Origin of the sequence: Bacillus sp. BPN334 (assembly GCF_008368885.1) — a bacterium.
Classification (GTDB): Bacteria; Bacillota; Bacilli; order Bacillales; family Bacillaceae_G; genus Bacillus_A; species Bacillus_A wiedmannii.
Window position 1 is genome coordinate 14,975 of the sequence record NZ_QOZW01000019.1, and the last position, 17,461, is coordinate 32,435.

Sequence of the window (17,461 nt, forward strand, 5' to 3'; positions counted from 1 at the left end):
AGCTTTATTCCATCCATGTAAACGATTACTTAGTAGTTTACATGGATAATAATAATTTAATTTTCAAAATATTTCAACACTTTTTAAAAACATTTTTTATAAAAAAATACAACTATACATCAGATAACCCGTAAAGTGTGAATGGGGTCATTTTTTTATGATTACATGGGCGTTTTTTAGGCTTATATTTTATGGGAGGAATGCCGCAGCATCGTACTATTACGAAGATTCGTAGTACATAAAAAGAAAGAGCCTACTCGTGTGAGTTGGCTCTTTCTCTACTTACTAATACAGATAGATTTTCTCCTCTTATTTTATAAACTCTCAAATGTTCTACTAATTCACTCTCGTCACCTAAATGGCAATAACATCACTATTTGTTAGAATTATGCATGTTTGTATTTGAAATCATTCGAAATACTTTTACATAGAAAACCGCACTAACAAGGGCACAAAGTAATATAATGCCAAACACAACAATTGGAGATAACCATGTAGAAAATACAATCATAATGGGTGCAATAAAGCGCCCAATGGTAAATTGTAAATTGGATGCTGCCATATATTGTCCTCTAGCATTTTCAGGTGCATATTTACTGACAAAACTATGTACAACTGGTGAACGGATCAATTCACCAATTGTTAATATTGCCATAAACCCGAACAATAGCCATATATTCGTTGTGAGTCCTATTAAAAACATACCCGTTCCAAATAAAACATTAGAGATAATTAAAACGTTTCGGTCGCTCCAACTCTCAAAGTATTTTGCAACAGGTAGAGAACATAAAACAAATAGAATCCCATTCAACCCCATCATCCATCCGAAAATTTCAGTATTACTTAGAGAGAACGAACCAGTACTCCATGAGAAAAGAGATTGTGTTGGTACAAATTCTTTTACATATAACGCAAGGTAAAGATCGAGTTGCATGAAAGCTATCATAATGAATATTCCAGCAACTATATAAAGAGCGAAAATTTTATCACTAAAGATTTTCGTATAATTATTCCATTGTTCTTTAAAGATTTTCGATATTTTGTTTTTGTCCCCATTATTTTTAGAAGCTTCTGGAAACGTTTCTCTAATTATGAAATAGATTGCTATAAAATAAATAAATGTAACAATTGTACAAGTCCATAACAATTCACTTCGATAATGAAAGAAGAAAAATGAACCTAACACCGGTCCAAATACAGCACCGATATTATTGGCTGTAACAAAAGTGGCAAAGACGACCCTTCTATCCTTTTCTGGTACTATATCAGCTATCATTGCAGAACTTGCTGGACTGTAGATTGCCCCACTAATCCCAATACCAATATAGGCTAAATAATTAATCCAATGTGAATGAGATAAAGCAAAAACTCCAAACATTGCTACCTGTATGATTGTGCCTAATAGCATGACAGGGCGGCGTCCTAATCGATCAGCTAAATATCCACCTAATAAATTACCTATTATACCTACAAGAGGTATAATTGCCATTAAAATCCCGCCAATAGTTTTACCAAAAGCATCGCTATAGTATATTGCCATAAACGGAAAATACATCCAAAACAATGTATTGAACATAGTCTCGCCAATCAATCTAGTTTTTAAATTTCGGTCCCATAATAACCATTTCAATATAATACATCCCCTATTTTAACTTATAAAATATTTACTATACATTTTATAAACTTTTAATCCAAGGAAAACATAATAACATAAAGGGAATTTATTTTACAAATTAATATAGGAATCTAAACTTTGCGCGCGAGAAAACCTGTTTCATGTCCCGCTATATTGTGCTGCAGTTGGAAACTAGCACTCCTACCAATAAACTCAACGTTCTTAATGCGTAAAACTCTTGGTTATCAAACCCGGATAGATAAAAACAGGCATATGATAATGGGCCAATGGAGTCTTTTAAGGAACTATTAAGTGCGAGAAATATTACTTACATAAATACGATACGTTTGAGGAACTAAATCAAGCAATAGACGAGTACATTCAGTTTTATAATTACGACATTCCAAAAACAACTAAACGGCCTCATCCCCATGGAATATAGAACTAAAGCCGCTTAGGGGGTTTTATTAGTTCCCTTGTCTACTTGACAGGGGGCTGTTCAGAATTGACTCTTCCTCTACTTACTAATACAGATAGATTTTCTCCCCTTATTTTATAAACTCTCAAATGTTCTACTAATTCACTCTCGTCATCTAATAGACTCATCGTCTTTTTAACAAAGTTCCAATTTAAACTGCCGGATAACCATAGCAATGAAGAAAGTCTTTTATAATCATTTGAAGTTAAAATGTTATTAGCTCCATACCCTTCTAAAAATGCTCTAGCAACTTCCGAACATACTTTATGCGACTGTATTCCTTCTATCCGGGAGTACCATTTTATTAAAAAGGCTAATCCTTCCATACGATCAACATATCCAATCGATTCAAAATCTACAATTCCTTTTACACATTGATTTGCATCCCATATGACATTTAAAGGATTTAAATCTGTTTGTACTATATACTCTAAATCATTCGTATATGCGCTTTCTATATGATACTTAGCGAGATCTATATACCCTCTTAATTCCTTACATGTACCACTCTTATTTTCTAACAACTTTATAAACTCACCATATCCATCTAAATGAGATTTCTTTTGAAAAGTCGAGCTTTGAAACGTACTAGAAATATCATGTATCTTTCTTGCTTCCTTTCCAAAGACTTCTGCCATCGTTTCTGTACAATGAGTAACATGTTCTCCTTCCATCCAAGTAGACAATACAAACCGATACTGTTCATCATTACAAGTGACAAACGTAAAGGAATCTCCTGCCCTATTCTCCTTAATCTGCATAAATGGAATCCCATGCTCTCGTAAATAATATGTAAACCGTACTTGCTCTTTCAATTCTTCATTTGATAACGTCCCAAAAGCTGGATTGATTGTTCGGTCGCTATTTATAAACCGTGCGGAATACCGATTCCCATTCACCATGATTTTATAGTGTAGATCTGTATGCCAACTATTCTTATGTAATTCTTCTTCCACTATTAGTGAATGAATTTCTTTAAAATAATTTATTAATATGTCTTTTATTATTTGTTTCATCCTTTTTTCCTTTCATATGAAAAAAGTATTATTACATACTATTTTTTATGATTACTATCTCAATTACTCTAAAAACCAAAATTCTATTCATCATTAATTATCAATAGTATTATATGTGTAAATTTAATAGAGTCGGACTACTATTCTAACTATATCATTCTTACATAACATTCTACATTCGTTGAGATAGTTGTTGTAAACCAATGCAGTAGTGACCATGTATAGAAAAAGAACCAATCCCCTATACGATAGAAGATTGGCTCTTTCCTTTATTTACTCCCCTGTTTCAGAAAATCGCTTTATACGTTCTCCAATTTCATCGCGAACACGTTGAAATTCAGACCACTCTTTTCCTGCTGGGTCATCAAATCCCCAGTGGACACGATTTACGTGCGAAGGTGTCGAAGGACAAACAGAATCCGCATGACTACAAAGCGTAACGACTAAATCAGCACTATTTAAAATGTTTGTATCAATTATATCCGATGTTTGATTCGTTATATCAATATTTACTTCTTTCATCGCTTTAATAGCATTTGGATTTACTCCGTGTGCTTCGATTCCTGCAGAATATACATTCCACTTATCTCCTACATATTGTTTGCCCCATGCTTCTGCTATTTGGCTTCGGCATGAATTTCCTGTGCATAAGAAATAAATTGTCTTTTTGTTCTCCATGTTGTTTTCCGCCTTTGTTTTTAAATTATACTGGTTGATCATTAAAATATTTACGCTTAAACCAAAAAGCGACATTTACAAGTGCAATCATGACAGGTACTTCCACTAATGGTCCGATAACAGCTGCAAATGCTGCGCCCGAATGAATACCAAACACACCAACTGCTACAGCAATCGCTAACTCAAAGTTATTACTACCTGCTGTAAATGCTAACGTTGTAGTTACCGAATAGTTTGCACCAATTTTTCTTCCCATAAAGAAAGAAACAAAAAACATCACAATAAAATAGATTAATAATGGAATCGCTATTCTTACTACATCTAGTGGTACGCTAACAATCATCTCCCCTTTTAAAGAGAACATAACGATGATTGTAAATAGTAATGCAAGTAATGTAAGTGGACTAATCTTCGGTATAAACACCTTTTCATACCACTGTCTTCCTTTTAACTTAACGAGTACAAAACGTGTCAACATACCTGCTATAAAAGGAATTCCTAAATAGATAAATACTGATTTCGCTACTTCTACCATTGTAATATCGACAATAGCCCCTTCAATTCCTAACCATTCTGGAATGACTGTTACAAACACGTATGCATAAACGGAGAAGCATAACATTTGGAATACTGAGTTAAAAGCCACTAAACCTGCCGCATACTCTTTATCCCCATCAGCAAGGTCGTTCCAAACAATCACCATTGCAATACAACGTGCTAAACCAATCATAATGAGTCCGACCATGTATTCTGGCTTATCAGGAAGAAAAATAATTGCTAAAACAAACATAAGTACAGGTCCGATAATCCAGTTTTGTACTAAAGATAAAACCAATACTTTTACATCTTTAAATACTCGGCCCATTTCCTCGTAACGAACTTTCGCTAATGGTGGATACATCATGACAATTAAACCGACAGCTAGTGGGATAGACGTTGTTCCAACTTGTAATGTATTCAGTCCTTCTACTACACTAGGAAACACAAACCCTAAACCAATCCCAACAGCCATAGCTAGAAAAATCCATAGTGTTAAATATCGATCTAGAAAAGATAAACGTTTCATTTTATTTTCCATCTCCTATTAACAACAAGAATTTTTATCTACTACGTTAGAAGTCGTACAACAAGATGGTTCTTCTATTTTATGAACATCACTATGTGCTTTTGTATAAAAGAACTCCCACTCGTTCCCATCAGGATCCGTTACCCAAAACTTATCTTGAACTGCATAGCAACAAGTCGTATCCATCTCATCACGCGCGAAGAAACCTTCTTTTTCTAATCTTTCTTTATGTAATGTAATTTCTTCAGCTGTATCCACTTGGAAACCGAAATGATTTACCTGATTTCCTTTCACTTCATCTCGTACGTTCAGCGTGAAATTAAGTCCTGGTGTCTCTAATAAAAATTTTACATAATCTACTTTCACCTTTACTGGTGATACGCCAAATACCTTTTCGTAAAATTCGATAGACTTCTCTAAATCCGTAACATTTATACCAACGTGAACATATCTCATAGCTTACTCCTCCTCTTTATATGTTATTAATCAATTTTTTTTGATTAATAACATAAAATTTTAACAACAGCTACCTTTTCCTGTTTTTCTAAAAATACAGCACAATTCTTCTGATAATAAATTATTTACTTCCGCATCATTTAAATCATAATAACTCCAAGTGCCTTTTGTTTCTTTTACAATTAAACCCGCATCTAATAAAATCTTTAAATGATATGACAACTTAGATTGCGTCATTTCAAAAATCTCTGTTAAATCACATACACACGTCTGGCCTCGCTGACAAAGCTCATACATAATCTCTAAACGCTTTTGATCCGCCAACGCTTTAAACTTTTTTTCATAGAGCTGAAAATCTTGTGCCACCGTAGTTCACTTCCCTTCATCAACTTTTTTTGATATTTATAGTATATACGCTGATTAATTTATTATGCAACTAATTAATCATTATTTTTGATTTACAAAAACTTCCTCGCATCCTATCTTTGTTACAATTAAAAAAGACCATAGCTTTTTCAAAAATGAAAAACTATGGTTCTTTTTACAACTTAATAGTTACAATGTTTCCGAGGAATGGAGTCTCTATAACTGTTTTAAATTTTAATTTGATCATTATAGAGTAGTGCCCCATCACCATCAAGCTAAGAAAAACAAATACCCCCAAATGAAAAAAATCGATATAACTCTTCGGCAAATAAAGATAACTCTTGTTTTTGGTGCATATTCATAAAAAGCACGTCACCCTTTCTCATTAACATAAGAGAATAGTAATGTGCTTTTAATTTCAAAAATAGTCTAAATCCTTAAGTTGATGGTTGTGGGGCGGGACCCCAATAAGAACGGTATCTAAGGTTGTATGAGAGGTGTTAGTTCCATTCCAAAGGCCTCAGCCGACGATTAACTCAAGTATCGATTTCGGATGACCCCCATGTGATGAAGTTCGTGTCCTGCTATGCCGTACGCGAGAGCGCGCGCCGTAATGCTTAGGTTGTTGGCTGTACCCTTACGGGTCCACGCCTCCGCCGGTAGCCCGCGCAGCAATGTGATCGTTGATTGCCGTACGGCCCGGTAGTCTTCGGCCAATTGCGCGGTTGTCCAGCTTCCGAAAGGAGGTATGAACAATTCCTGATCGAAACCGGTCAGAGGCGTCTGGTCCCCTCTTGCGAACCGGAGCAGGCGGTAGGTCATGACGCGTTCCGCGTCTGCAATGTGGCCCACGACTTCTTTCAGCGTCCATTTTCCTTCCGCATACCGATATGCGGCCTGGCTTTCGGTCAACGATGCCAGGAGCTCAGTCATTTGCTTTTCCTGGGCGAACAGAATATCGATGATGTTACCGTCCGGCACCAAACGGATATATTCGCCGGAGTTCCCGGCGTATTCTTCTTCTGACGGTCTTTGATTCATGCATAGTCACCTCTTTATGTACATATAGAAAATTATAGCACTCGTCTATGTCTAATAAATTCTCGAAATGATAGAACTTTCCTTCTAATAATTGAGGATAAGCAACTATTTAGTTTGTCGGTCGCCACACTATCCTGATTCGTTAGCACAATAAGCAATGCTAATCAATAATGCATAAAGTGAAACTTTAATCAGTGGGGGTTTTCTTCATCCCCCACTGATTATTAGTTGAACCAATCGGACTTTTATGGGCAGTTGATCCCCCACCTAACTTCTTTGCTTTCGCTGAATTTTGAGGTGGGGGTCTTACTGCCCATTAAAGCGGGATAAAAATTATCTGTCATACAATATTTCGAAGTTATTAATATATATAGGTAACCCCTTCTTTTTTTAATTTAAAGATGAATTTCCAATTATATTTTGAAATGAAACGGAGTAAAACACACTAGTCTAACTACTTTTTTATACAAGATTTTATGCAAAAAAGAATAGCGAAGATCCCTAGAATCTCCGCTATATCAATGATGTATAAAATCTTGTATAAGTGATAGATAGACATAGAGACAAAAAATTTAGTAAAAACAAGGATTCTATGAAAAACTTGCTACCGATAATGAGACATTATGTTAACCTCACATGTATAGAATATACAACCAAAATCAAACAACATATCATTTCTCTTAAATGATAAAATAGGGAAAAAGGGAGGTCTAAATAATGCCTTTAGAAAACTCTATGTATTACATAGGAGTTGCTATTATTTTAGTGATCATCGGTGCACTGTTTGGGGGAATTATACGTATCATTCGGCATACCAATAATCGCAAAAAAAAGATCCAGTTGAGCAAAAATTAGATAAGGTTATTCAACTGTTAGAAAAACAAAACAAAGATTAAATCTCTCCAATCAGGAGGGGGTTAAAATAACTTCCAGAGACGTTATTTTAACTGAAACTGTATAGAATATACAAGAAAAACACGACACATCACCTTTTAGGAATGGTATAATAAGGAAAAAATGAGGTGGAAAACTAATGGAAGACTCTATGTTTGCGTTTCGAGTTGTTTTCAATGCACTAACATCATTCTTTTCCAACGGGGTCTGGGTCGTTTTGTTCTTCTTCTTGTTAAATAAAACGTATGAAAACAAAACTTTCAGAACAGCATCGAGTATTATTACTGTTGTTGTCTTAGTATTTTATTTGTTTTATTGCATTTGGAATAGCATGTAATGCCTTTCTTTGAATAAGAGAGGTTTACCGAGAATTATGTAAATAAGCTGTCCATGTGGACAGCTTATTGTTTTTTTGCTTAGCGTGCAAAATTCGTGTCTTGTTGGCGGTACCCCATGCCTATCAACCTAACAGAACAGGTTGTCCCAAAACGATAAAAATGAACTTCGGTGCTATAAAAAACACAAAGTTTTCGTTTAGGGGGTACTTAGTACAAAAAATAACCGTAGATAGTAGCACGAACACTGTTCTTGTTATAATTAATTTTTTCAGAACGTCTATAATCCTCTTTTAAAAAATATATGTAAATATAATAAAAAACGAATGATTAATAGAAATATTCTACGCCACTCGTTTTTTATCGGACTTCTTTTTACTGTACTTTTATTTTCTTTATGAGTTATTAGAAAAATAATTGTCTATATAAGTCTTTATTTTTTCAAAATCCTTTTCCATAAATAAGATTGCTGGTACTTCAATTATTGGAAGATTATTTTCATTATCAAAAGGTGGACACGGTTTGGGAACTACCAAATAGTCAACTGAGTTTTTATCCCTAATATAATTAATTGAAACATCATAATACTTAGAAAAATATTCCTTCAAATCATCCTGATTCCTTAAAAATGGTAGAGAAAATATTGAACCATAATTTATACCAGCGTCGACAATTAATACAAAGCATATTTTTTTCATGATACACCCTCCTCGTATAATAAGTTTTAAGTTAATAACTGTTCCTTGAAAATTAAATAGTTTTTATCTTCAAGAGCTACATCAAAAAAATGATGTATGGGTAAAATTTAGTCTTGGATACCGGGGGATTCCCCCAGATAATGGAAGTGTAGAAATGGATCCATCGGGAATATGCTTACTCCTCCTGTAGTTCGACCACGTTAAAAGACTGTGACCCAGACCAAAATGCACTGCATACGCACAAGCTGTATCGGTTTCCTTCACTTACCTCTCATAGTGGTGGGAGGGCAGCTTAGGTGAAGGCAATCATTGAATACTCATACGCGAGGTTGTGGCTATGTTTTGGACTCTAGGGAGATCCCACAGTATCCAAGCTCATTCCAAATACTATTCAAAGAAAGGAGGTCCTTTCCATGAGATTATTCGTAGCTATTGATGTAAGCTCTGAAAAACTTGATGTATGTTTTCTTGACAGTCATGACACTGTTTTGAAAGAAATTTGTCTTTCAAACGATGTGAATGGTGCCAACGCCATTAAGGAGGATGTTCTCCATTTTCACCAGTTGTACAACTATGAAAAAATTGTCATTGGCATGGAATCTACTTCCGTCTATAGTTTCCATCCTTCCATGTTCCTAACGGAAGATAAGGATTTGAGGGCTTTAGACGTGGAAGTGGTCGTACAAAATCCAAAAGCCATCCATCGGTATAAAAAACTCTTTGAAGAAGATAAGACCGATAAAATAGATGCTTTCCGTATTGCCGATTTTTTACGAATCGGGCGGTATAATAAGTTTCTTATCAAGGAGGAAAAATACGTTGCCCTTCAACGTTTAACACGATCTAGATATCAACTCGTTCACCAGCAAACAGAATGTACGCAACACTTTCTGGAGAACCTTTACTACAAATGTAATACGTTATCGAAAGAGTTAAATACCTCTGTTTTTGGTGCGACGATGATGGAAATACTCTCAGATTCCCTTTCGTTGGATGAAATCGCAGAAATGGATCTAGAAGCACTCGCTACTCTTCTTCAGAAAAAGGGGAAAGGACGCTTTAGCGACCCGGAAGATTTAGCGAAAACCATCAAGAAAGCCATACGTGACTCCTACCGACTAGGTAAGGTCGTTCAAGACTCTGTGGACGTTGTATTAGCCACTTATGCACGATTGATTCAAACATTGAAAAAACAAATCAAAGAGATAGAAAAAAGCATTACTGCTTTATTCGAAGCCATTCCAGAAGCGAGATATTTAACAAGTGTTCCAGGCATTGGAGTCGTATACGCCGCGGGAATCATTGCGGAAGTTGGACAAATTGAACGCTTTGAGAACGAAGCACAATTGGCCAAATACACCGGTCTTTACTGGAAAAAATCGCAATCTGAAAACTTTGAATCGGAACGAACACCCATGACACGAACAGGAAACCAGTATCTTCGTTATTACATGGTTGAAGCTGCCAACTCTGTACAACTTCGTGAAGCTACTTACCGTGCTTATTATTTAAAGAAATATGATGAAGTTCCGAAATACAAACATAAAAGAGCCCTTGTCTTAACAGCGAGAAAACTAGTGCGTCTGGTGGATGTGCTACTACGCAACCACCAACTCTACATGCCATAAAGGAGCGTGTAAATCAAGAGCTAACTACTGCTTTTGATATCCTTTCAAGGCGGCTTTAGGGATATGAACAAACATTCATGTTTCCCGCCCAAAAATACGAACTAACGTTCTGTGTATTCCTAAGGTTTAGTTTCCTGCGTTCTTTTTTAGAAATTCTTCTCTAGTTTTTATCAATCATATACTTGACTTAATACCACAAGTCTTATTTAACTTTATGTAACCGTTACAATTTATATTGTAACAATAAATTTGCGAAAAAAAACATTGAGTTTAAGATAATTTATTTAAAAAATATAGCTTATGGGGTAGCGTCACATGCCTATCAAGCTAACAAAGTAAATTACTAGATACGAAATGATCCTTGTTTCAAAACTAGCGAGTGATGGAAAAGTAGGCACGCTAAAGAATCCTATTAAAATGAGATTTTTTCGCTAGGCAGATTGTCTATGCTTCACCGTCGTTTTATACACAATCCCTAGAATATCAAAGACGGTCATCTTCTTATACCGATGACATTTACGACCGTTCTTTTTGAGCAGCAGATAAAGACGATGCAGAATTTTTAAAATTTCTTCTGTGCCAACGGCTATCGCTTGAAACAGTAATGGAAAGTAATCTTTAATCATATAAATCGCTTTGTATTCACTCAGCTCCTGCTTTGTCTTTTCAAGCAGAAACTGTCGCATTTGAAACATCGTAGAAGAACAGAGGAGAATGCCGATGAGTTGTCCATATAAATGGCACTCTAGGCGTTCTCTTTTAATATTTTTACATTCATCAATTTCAAAAAATGACTTCCACGTTTTAAACAAAATTTCAATCTGCCAACGAAGTGAATACAATGAGTGTACGTAGTTCGTTGGTACTCCTTCTAGAGACGTGTTCGTGATATATACATTCATACCCATTAAACGTTTACTTTTCTCCTTCATGACGATGCCTTTTTTCTTTTCACGTATCGCTTGGTTTTTCAGGCGTGTTTGCGTTTGATCATCGGTTAAACGATGGAAAATGACACGTGCTGGAAGCTTCTAATTTTGGCCAATGTATACCTCGGGGATTTCTATCGTTTCACCTGGGATTAGACCCGACATCATTTGTGCCATATCAAGCTGGATGTATTCTGTTTGCTTTTTTAACGTGCCGTTGTTGAAGTATTCTGGCTCAGGGTTCTTGATATAAATGCGTGTATTCAGCTTCAACCGCGAGATATAGTAAACCTCTTTATCATGAATAGTTTGTAAGTCTCCTAAATCGAAGTAACCAAGATCACGTAAACACAAATCACCCGCCTCTACGGTTTCAAGGCAGATGGTACCGTATGTTTTATCATTATTCTTTCCTGATCCAAGCTGCACGTTAAGAAATTGACCACTAAGTAAATCATATTCCAATTGGATTTTCACACCTGCCGTATTACTACTCCCGCCTGAACCTTGATAGTTAGTGGCGAAATGATCAGGCAGTTGAAACACTGTCGCATCTAAAATACGGACACGATTGAAAGTAGAGATCATGTGTGCAGAAAGCGAGTGATTTGAACAGAGTTTTTGTGTGAGAAGAGAAGTAAAGACTTCTCGAAGAAAATGCGACAGCTGCTGGATTAAAGCGTTGGTTCAATCCTTCTGAGCGAGGCTTCTAACTGACTGCACAATTGTGTAAGCGATGTGCTAGCGATTTCTTGACTGAGCCATACGCAAAGGGCAATGAGTTCGTTTGCTTGATACTTACTAGATCGCTGTACAAAACCAACTTGTTTGGCGATATCTTGTAGGACTATTGGAGATAAAAAGTATTGTAGCTCTTGTGCGAAAAGATTCAGTTCATTGGAAATGATAGGATTCATCAAAAACGCCATCCTTTCTGTATATTTCTACAAAAAGAATAGCGTTTTTTTGATTATATGGATACAAATTTATCTTAGCTTGATAGCGATGTGGCGGTACCCCATTGCCATCAACCTAAGCTTTTGAGATACCCCCATACCGAAATTTTCACTTTTTTACAGTTATTTATGAGAATTCAGCTCATTTTATCGTTTTGGGGAACAATCAATTTCTTAAGTTGATGGGTATGTGATAATGCTTCCATTTGAACAAATTTTCCTTTTCCATACCGATCACACACCTTTTGTAAAGTAATAGTATCAGCATATCCCAGTTTAAGAGGTTACTTACAAAATATTTAGAATTTTTTCGCGAGAATCCTCCGAAATGTAATACGGACTTTAAATATTTTCATTTATAATTCTCTATTTGTCTATACTTTTCATACCGCTGTTGTATAAGCTCTTCCGAGGATAATAGTATCAATTTTTTTAGAGATGATTCGATTACAGATTCAATCATTTTTGCCTGTGATTTTATATCATTTTGTGCTCCACCTTTAATTTCAGGAATGATTTCATCAATAATTCCTAAATGTTTTAAATCTTTTGCTGAAATTTTCATATGTTCAGCAGCTTCTGGAGCATACTTAGCGTCCTTCCATAGGATAGATGCTGCTCCTTCTGGCGAAATTACCGAGTACCATGAATACTCTAACATATGGATATGGTTACCGACACTAATGCCAAGAGCTCCACCACTTGATGCCTCTCCAATTACAATACAAACAATTGGCACTTTAAGTGTAGTCATTTCAAATAGATTTCGAGCTATCGCTTCAGAAATTCCACGTTCTTCAGACCCTATCCCTGGATAGGCGCCTATTGTATCAATAAATGTAATAATAGGGCGATTAAATTTATCAGCTTGTTTCATAAGTCTTAGCGCTTTTCTATAACCTTCTGGATGTGCCATTCCAAAATTTCTTTCTATACTTTCCTTTGTATTTCTACCTCTTTGATGACCAATAACCGTAACGGGCATTCCTTTAAATTTTGCAATACCACCTATCATTGCTTTATCATCACCATATAATCGATCACCATGAAGTTCGAGAAAGTTTGTAAACAATAAAGGTATATAGTCCAATGTCGTGGGTCGGTTACGTAGCCTTGCAATTTGAACTCGTTGAAAAGGTGTAATATTAGAATAAATTTTATCTTGCATTTTATTTAAACGTTTTTCTAATTCATGAATTTCTGACGATAAATCTACATTATTTTCTTTCATAATTTTCTTTAATTCATCAAATTTCTCTTTTAATTCAATAATAGGACGTTCAAAATGCAAACTCATTTTATCCTCCAAATATTATGACTTACCTCACTCTAATCAAAAGGCTTAGAAATAGAATCAATAAATAATTCAAAACCATCCACAACTATTTTTTGTTCTGATTCTGATAAATTATTGAGAATACTTTGATAAAATGTAATGGATTGCTCTCTTAAGCAATTAACAGTTATGTGACCTTTTTCTGTGAGGTGCAGAAAAAGTTCTCTTCTATTTTTTTCATTTACTTCACGATAAATAAGCCCCTTTTTTACTAACTTATCTACCAATCTACTTACAGTTGAAGTCTCTAATCTAAGTTTATTGGATAGTTGCCAAACAGTTAGTTTTTCCACCTCTAGTTCCTCTAACGCCATCATTTGAGAAGTTGGTAAAGGTTTTTCAAATGGTCCATTGGGCAAATTTTGAGATTCAAAAACCCCAGTTATTATAATCATTTTCTTAATATCTGTTCTTAGTTTTAAGGCATCTTCTCTTTTCAAAAAGGTCACCCTCCTACAACTAATGTATCATACATCAATTGTATTATACATGAATATGATTTTTTCACAAGCTTAACGTAAGCCAATATTACAACATGGACGAGATATTTCTTCTTGTTAAAATGGTATAAGTGGATTGTTTTCTACAAATGGCAAAACATCAATTATGTATCAGGGGCCTTTATGGGGTACCGCTCATCGCAATCAATCTAAGAAAATAAAACTACCCCAAAAACGAAATTTTGTGATAACTTGTAACAAAAAACTCATAATTTTGGAGGGGGGGGAATTCTAAATTCTTAAGTTGATGCGCATGTGGCGGTACCCCATACCCATCAACTTAAGAAAAAGAAATGCCCCCAAAACGAAAAAATGAGCGGCTTCTCAGAATAGCTATCTGTAGAGAAAGAAAATTTTAATTTAGGGGGATATGAAAATATTAGGATATATATGAAGTGGTGCCCCTATAAACAAAATCCTCCAGAAACATCTAAAATTTGCCCTGTTACCCAGCGGCTATCAGAAGAGCAAGGAATGCTACTACATCTGCAATATCTTCAACTTGCCCTATTCGTCCGAACACAGATGAATTCGTAGCAAAATTTCGTATTTCCGGATTATCTAGCAATTTCGCATTTATATCTGTCTTCGTATATCCAGGCATAATTGTATTCACTGTTATACCTCTTTCTCCAAGATGTTTAGCTAGAGGAAGTGTCATCGTATTTAGTGCCCCTTTACTTAAACCATATGCAATGGACCCTGCAAAACCAAGTCTTACTTCAGCTGATGAAATGTTAATAACTCGCCCCTCCGCTCGTAATAACGGTAATGTTTGCTGAATTAAGAAGAACGGTGCTTTAATATTTACAGACATAATTTCATCAAAAACTTCTTCTGTCGTATTTTCAATTGTTCCTTGTGTACCTATCCCTGCATTGTTTACTAAAATATCAATCTCTGATGTACCAACTCTTATTTGTAATTCATTCTTCAATTGTTCTACTATCTTTTTGATACCATCAATTGAATTGAAATCCGCTTCAATTAAGAATGCCTTTCCTCCATTAGATTCAATCTCACTAATTGTTTCATCTGCAGCTGCTTTATTTCGGCCATAGTGAATTGCAACTAATGCACCGTCGTTTGCCAATCTCATCGCAATCGCACGACCAATACCGCGACTCGCCCCTGTTACTAACGCTACTTTCCCATCAAGATTCTTCATTTTTTCCACCCTTCCTAAATTTCCGTTTAATAAAGTGAAACTTTAATCAGTGGGGGTTTTCTTCATCCCCCACTGATTATCAGCCCTCACCAATCGGGCTTTTACGGGCAGTTAATCTCTCACCTAACCACTTTGCTCCAGCTGAATTTTGAGGCGGGAGTTTTACTGCCCGTTAATGCGGGATAAATCCTATACTTATATTTTTAAGCAAATACTAATAATTTTAAATATAGATTTATAGGTAATTTAGTTCCTTCACTTATGATATTATAGTAATAATTTACGATTCACTTTATAAAATAAAGAAAGGAGGCTACACAATGCAAAACACAGTAAAACTAGATGAAATCGATCATAAAATTATGAACTTGTTATATGAAAATGCGAGAATTTCTGTTTCAGAAATAGGACGTATTATATCCATGACGCAGCCTGCTGTAAAAGAACGCATTAACAAACTTGAAGATCAAGGCGTTATAGCTGCATACCGAACGAAATTTGAGCCTTCTAAAATTAATAAGAACATTCAAGCATTCATCATGTTTAAAACGAGTCAATGCTCTGATTTCATCCAATTTTGTAATGCCGCTCCCGAAGTAACTGATTTATATCGAATTAGCGGGGAGTTTAATTATATGATGAAGGTCATGAGCGATTCGATGGATTCCCTCGCTGCATTTTTAGACTCTTTAATGCAATTTGGATTATCGTCTCCTCTAATTGTTTTAAAGAGTGAGTTTGAGGAGAAATTGTCGTTCTGATAAGAGGGTACTAAGATAAAGATACCGAGTGTATGTGGAAAAATTCTTATATAATATAAAAAGAACCACCCATAGGCTGGTTCTTTTTTCATTCAATTTCCTACTAGAAAATCCAGAGATACGTCTCCTTCTCACCTATCCCTGATTCCTCTGCGCCTCTCTAAACTCTTCCTTCACCTTCTCTAACAGCCCTTCTTCCGTAATTAATCGATATGCTGTATTTGCTAGTGCTTTTGCCGATGTAACTAGCGCTTTATCTCCAAGTTCTGAACGGGCTGCTTCTCTAAATTCATTCGTATGTGCAATTAAGTCATCTGGGCCGATTTTAATGTACGGGTGAATGGTCGGTACGACTTGGCTTACGTTTCCTGCGTCTGTTGAGCCGATGCCAAATCTTTCTTTCCGATTTACGTCTTCACCTTGTAATTCTAGTTCTTCGGCTACGACGTCATTAAATGTTTTTGTTACGAGTAGTTCATCGATTTCATTTTGGAATTGATGAATTTTCACTTTTGTGCCTGTTGCTAATGCTGCTCCCTCTGCGATATTTCTTACTTTCTCTGTTACTTCCGCACATCTTTTTCGCGTTGCTGCGCGGATGAAAAACCTTGCTGCGGCGTAGTCAGGAATAATGTTAGGTGCTTTTCCGCCTTCAGTAATAACACCATGAATTTTCACATCTGACGGAAGTTGTTGGCGAAGTGCGTTGATGCTGTTATACAGCTGGATAATTGCATCTAATGCGTTAATACCTTCTTCCGGTGAAGCTGCGGCATGCGCTGTTTTTCCGTAAAAATGAAAATCAAGTGGATCGACTGCTAGTGAAGGGCTCGTTGGCGCTGTCTTTCCGCTCGGATGAATCATAAGTGCCGCATCAATATCTTTAAATAACCCCGCTTTTACATAACTCGCTTTCGCACTACCGTTTGGCCCTCCTTCTTCAGCCGGAGTACCAAACACGACAACTTCTCCGCCGATTTCCTCAAGCGTTTCTGATAACGCGATCGCTGCTGCAACGCTAATTGTGCCAATTAAATTGTGACCACATGCATGACCGAGTCCTGGTAAAGCGTCATACTCAGCTAAAAATGCGATGACTGGTCCTTGTTTCCCTGAACTTTTTCGCGCGATAAATCCTGTTTCATGCCCAGCTATATTGTGCTGCAACTGAAATCCTGCGCTTCCTAACAACAAACTTAACGTTCTTGATGCGTAAAATTCTTGGTTACCAATCTCCGGATTCGCATGAATATTATGACTTGTTTCTATGTACTTTTCCTTATTTCTTTCTATACTCTCTTCAATTGTTTTTCTTTGTGACGTTACTCCTGTCGCTCCCATTTTTCTTCCTCCTTTTATTTTCACGTAAAAAAGCCTCTTTCTAAAAGATAGAAAGAGGCTTCTGTATATACAGTCAAAATGAGCTTCTTTCTTATCTTTCAAGTTACCTTGCTGGAATTGGCACAGTATTCATAAAGAATCCGCTGCCGAGGTGTCATAGGGCCAGTCCCTCAACCTCTCGTGATAAGAATTTTCATAA

General features: G+C 35.9%; 15 protein-coding genes, 5 pseudogenes and 1 riboswitch. Of the genes and pseudogenes, 5 read left to right on the top strand and 15 right to left on the bottom strand.

The window, feature by feature from the left end:
• Window positions 1–253: 253 nt before the first annotated feature.
• From DN393_RS32225 to DN393_RS32550, 3 genes and pseudogenes are all read right to left on the bottom strand, one after another.
• Window positions 254–358, bottom strand: a pseudogene (locus DN393_RS32225) (aminoglycoside phosphotransferase family protein); the annotation flags it as partial.
• A 15-nt stretch (window positions 359–373) separates the two neighbouring features.
• Window positions 374–1,630, bottom strand: a complete 1,257-nt coding sequence (locus DN393_RS25740) for an MDR family MFS transporter (protein WP_064475766.1) — start codon at window positions 1,628–1,630, stop codon at window positions 374–376.
• Window positions 1,631–1,752: 122 nt separating this feature from the next.
• Window positions 1,753–1,859: pseudogene (locus DN393_RS32550) on the bottom strand (amidohydrolase); the annotation flags it as partial.
• 63 nt (window positions 1,860–1,922) lie between these two features.
• Between DN393_RS32550 and DN393_RS25750 the strand changes: the two are divergent.
• A complete protein-coding gene (locus tag DN393_RS25750; RefSeq protein ID WP_081257319.1) occupies window positions 1,923–2,057 on the top strand; it encodes an IS3 family transposase in 135 nt (44 codons plus the stop codon).
• A gap of 38 nt (window positions 2,058–2,095) precedes the next feature.
• Here DN393_RS25750 and DN393_RS25755 read toward each other — a convergent pair whose 3' ends face one another.
• The 6 genes from DN393_RS25755 to DN393_RS25780 all read right to left on the bottom strand — a co-directional run bounded on the left by DN393_RS25755 (window position 2,096) and on the right by DN393_RS25780 (window position 6,716).
• Window positions 2,096–3,109 (bottom strand): phosphotransferase enzyme family protein, encoded by a 1,014-nt coding sequence (locus DN393_RS25755; RefSeq protein WP_149174075.1) that lies wholly within the window; start codon window positions 3,107–3,109, stop codon window positions 2,096–2,098.
• A gap of 273 nt (window positions 3,110–3,382) precedes the next feature.
• Window positions 3,383–3,787, bottom strand: coding sequence for an arsenate reductase (thioredoxin) (arsC, locus tag DN393_RS25760; protein WP_098102875.1), 405 nt, complete (start codon window positions 3,785–3,787; stop codon window positions 3,383–3,385).
• A 25-nt stretch (window positions 3,788–3,812) separates the two neighbouring features.
• Entirely contained in the window at window positions 3,813–4,853 is a 1,041-nt protein-coding gene (arsB, locus tag DN393_RS25765) for an ACR3 family arsenite efflux transporter (RefSeq protein ID WP_064475769.1), read from the bottom strand.
• A gap of 18 nt (window positions 4,854–4,871) precedes the next feature.
• Window positions 4,872–5,309, bottom strand: a complete 438-nt coding sequence (locus DN393_RS25770; protein ID WP_064475770.1) for an ArsI/CadI family heavy metal resistance metalloenzyme — start codon at window positions 5,307–5,309, stop codon at window positions 4,872–4,874.
• A gap of 60 nt (window positions 5,310–5,369) precedes the next feature.
• Window positions 5,370–5,675: an arsenical resistance operon transcriptional regulator ArsR gene (gene arsR, locus DN393_RS25775; RefSeq protein ID WP_000046014.1), complete on the bottom strand. Its 306-nt coding sequence runs from the start codon at window positions 5,673–5,675 to the stop codon at window positions 5,370–5,372.
• A 531-nt stretch (window positions 5,676–6,206) separates the two neighbouring features.
• The gene (locus DN393_RS25780) at window positions 6,207–6,716 is read right to left on the bottom strand and encodes a DinB family protein (RefSeq protein ID WP_064475771.1); all 510 of its coding nucleotides are present in this window, start codon (window positions 6,714–6,716) and stop codon (window positions 6,207–6,209) included.
• A 717-nt stretch (window positions 6,717–7,433) separates the two neighbouring features.
• Between DN393_RS25780 and DN393_RS25790 the strand changes: the two are divergent.
• A pseudogene (locus DN393_RS25790) lies at window positions 7,434–7,612 on the top strand (DUF4083 family protein).
• 137 nt (window positions 7,613–7,749) lie between these two features.
• The gene (locus tag DN393_RS32555) at window positions 7,750–7,947 is read left to right on the top strand and encodes a hypothetical protein (protein WP_098112209.1); all 198 of its coding nucleotides are present in this window, start codon (window positions 7,750–7,752) and stop codon (window positions 7,945–7,947) included.
• 393 nt (window positions 7,948–8,340) lie between these two features.
• Here DN393_RS32555 and DN393_RS25800 read toward each other — a convergent pair whose 3' ends face one another.
• Complete coding sequence (locus DN393_RS25800) at window positions 8,341–8,643, bottom strand: hypothetical protein (protein WP_000717614.1); 303 nt, start codon at window positions 8,641–8,643, stop codon at window positions 8,341–8,343.
• Between the two features lie 413 nt (window positions 8,644–9,056).
• On the opposite strand from DN393_RS25800, the gene DN393_RS25805 reads away from it, so the two are divergent.
• Window positions 9,057–10,271, top strand: a complete 1,215-nt coding sequence (locus DN393_RS25805; protein WP_064475772.1) for an IS110 family RNA-guided transposase — start codon at window positions 9,057–9,059, stop codon at window positions 10,269–10,271.
• A gap of 431 nt (window positions 10,272–10,702) precedes the next feature.
• Here the strand turns inward: DN393_RS25805 and DN393_RS25810 are convergent.
• The 4 genes and pseudogenes from DN393_RS25810 to DN393_RS25825 all read right to left on the bottom strand — a co-directional run bounded on the left by DN393_RS25810 (window position 10,703) and on the right by DN393_RS25825 (window position 15,160).
• Window positions 10,703–12,117: pseudogene (locus DN393_RS25810) on the bottom strand (IS4 family transposase).
• A 391-nt stretch (window positions 12,118–12,508) separates the two neighbouring features.
• A complete protein-coding gene (locus DN393_RS25815) occupies window positions 12,509–13,453 on the bottom strand; it encodes an acetyl-CoA carboxylase carboxyltransferase subunit alpha (RefSeq protein WP_000052085.1) in 945 nt (314 codons plus the stop codon).
• 32 nt (window positions 13,454–13,485) lie between these two features.
• Complete coding sequence (locus DN393_RS25820) at window positions 13,486–13,932, bottom strand: MarR family winged helix-turn-helix transcriptional regulator (protein WP_000817662.1); 447 nt, start codon at window positions 13,930–13,932, stop codon at window positions 13,486–13,488.
• A gap of 464 nt (window positions 13,933–14,396) precedes the next feature.
• Window positions 14,397–15,160, bottom strand: a pseudogene (locus tag DN393_RS25825) (SDR family oxidoreductase).
• A 320-nt stretch (window positions 15,161–15,480) separates the two neighbouring features.
• Here DN393_RS25825 and DN393_RS25830 point away from each other — a divergent pair.
• Entirely contained in the window at window positions 15,481–15,921 is a 441-nt protein-coding gene (locus tag DN393_RS25830; protein ID WP_002120574.1) for an Lrp/AsnC family transcriptional regulator, read from the top strand.
• Between the two features lie 135 nt (window positions 15,922–16,056).
• On the opposite strand, the gene DN393_RS25835 is transcribed toward DN393_RS25830, so the two are convergent.
• Window positions 16,057–17,262: a M20 family metallopeptidase gene (locus DN393_RS25835; protein WP_149174076.1), complete on the bottom strand. Its 1,206-nt coding sequence runs from the start codon at window positions 17,260–17,262 to the stop codon at window positions 16,057–16,059.
• 88 nt (window positions 17,263–17,350) lie between these two features.
• Window positions 17,351–17,452: riboswitch (SAM riboswitch) on the bottom strand.
• Window positions 17,453–17,461 lie beyond the last annotated feature (9 nt).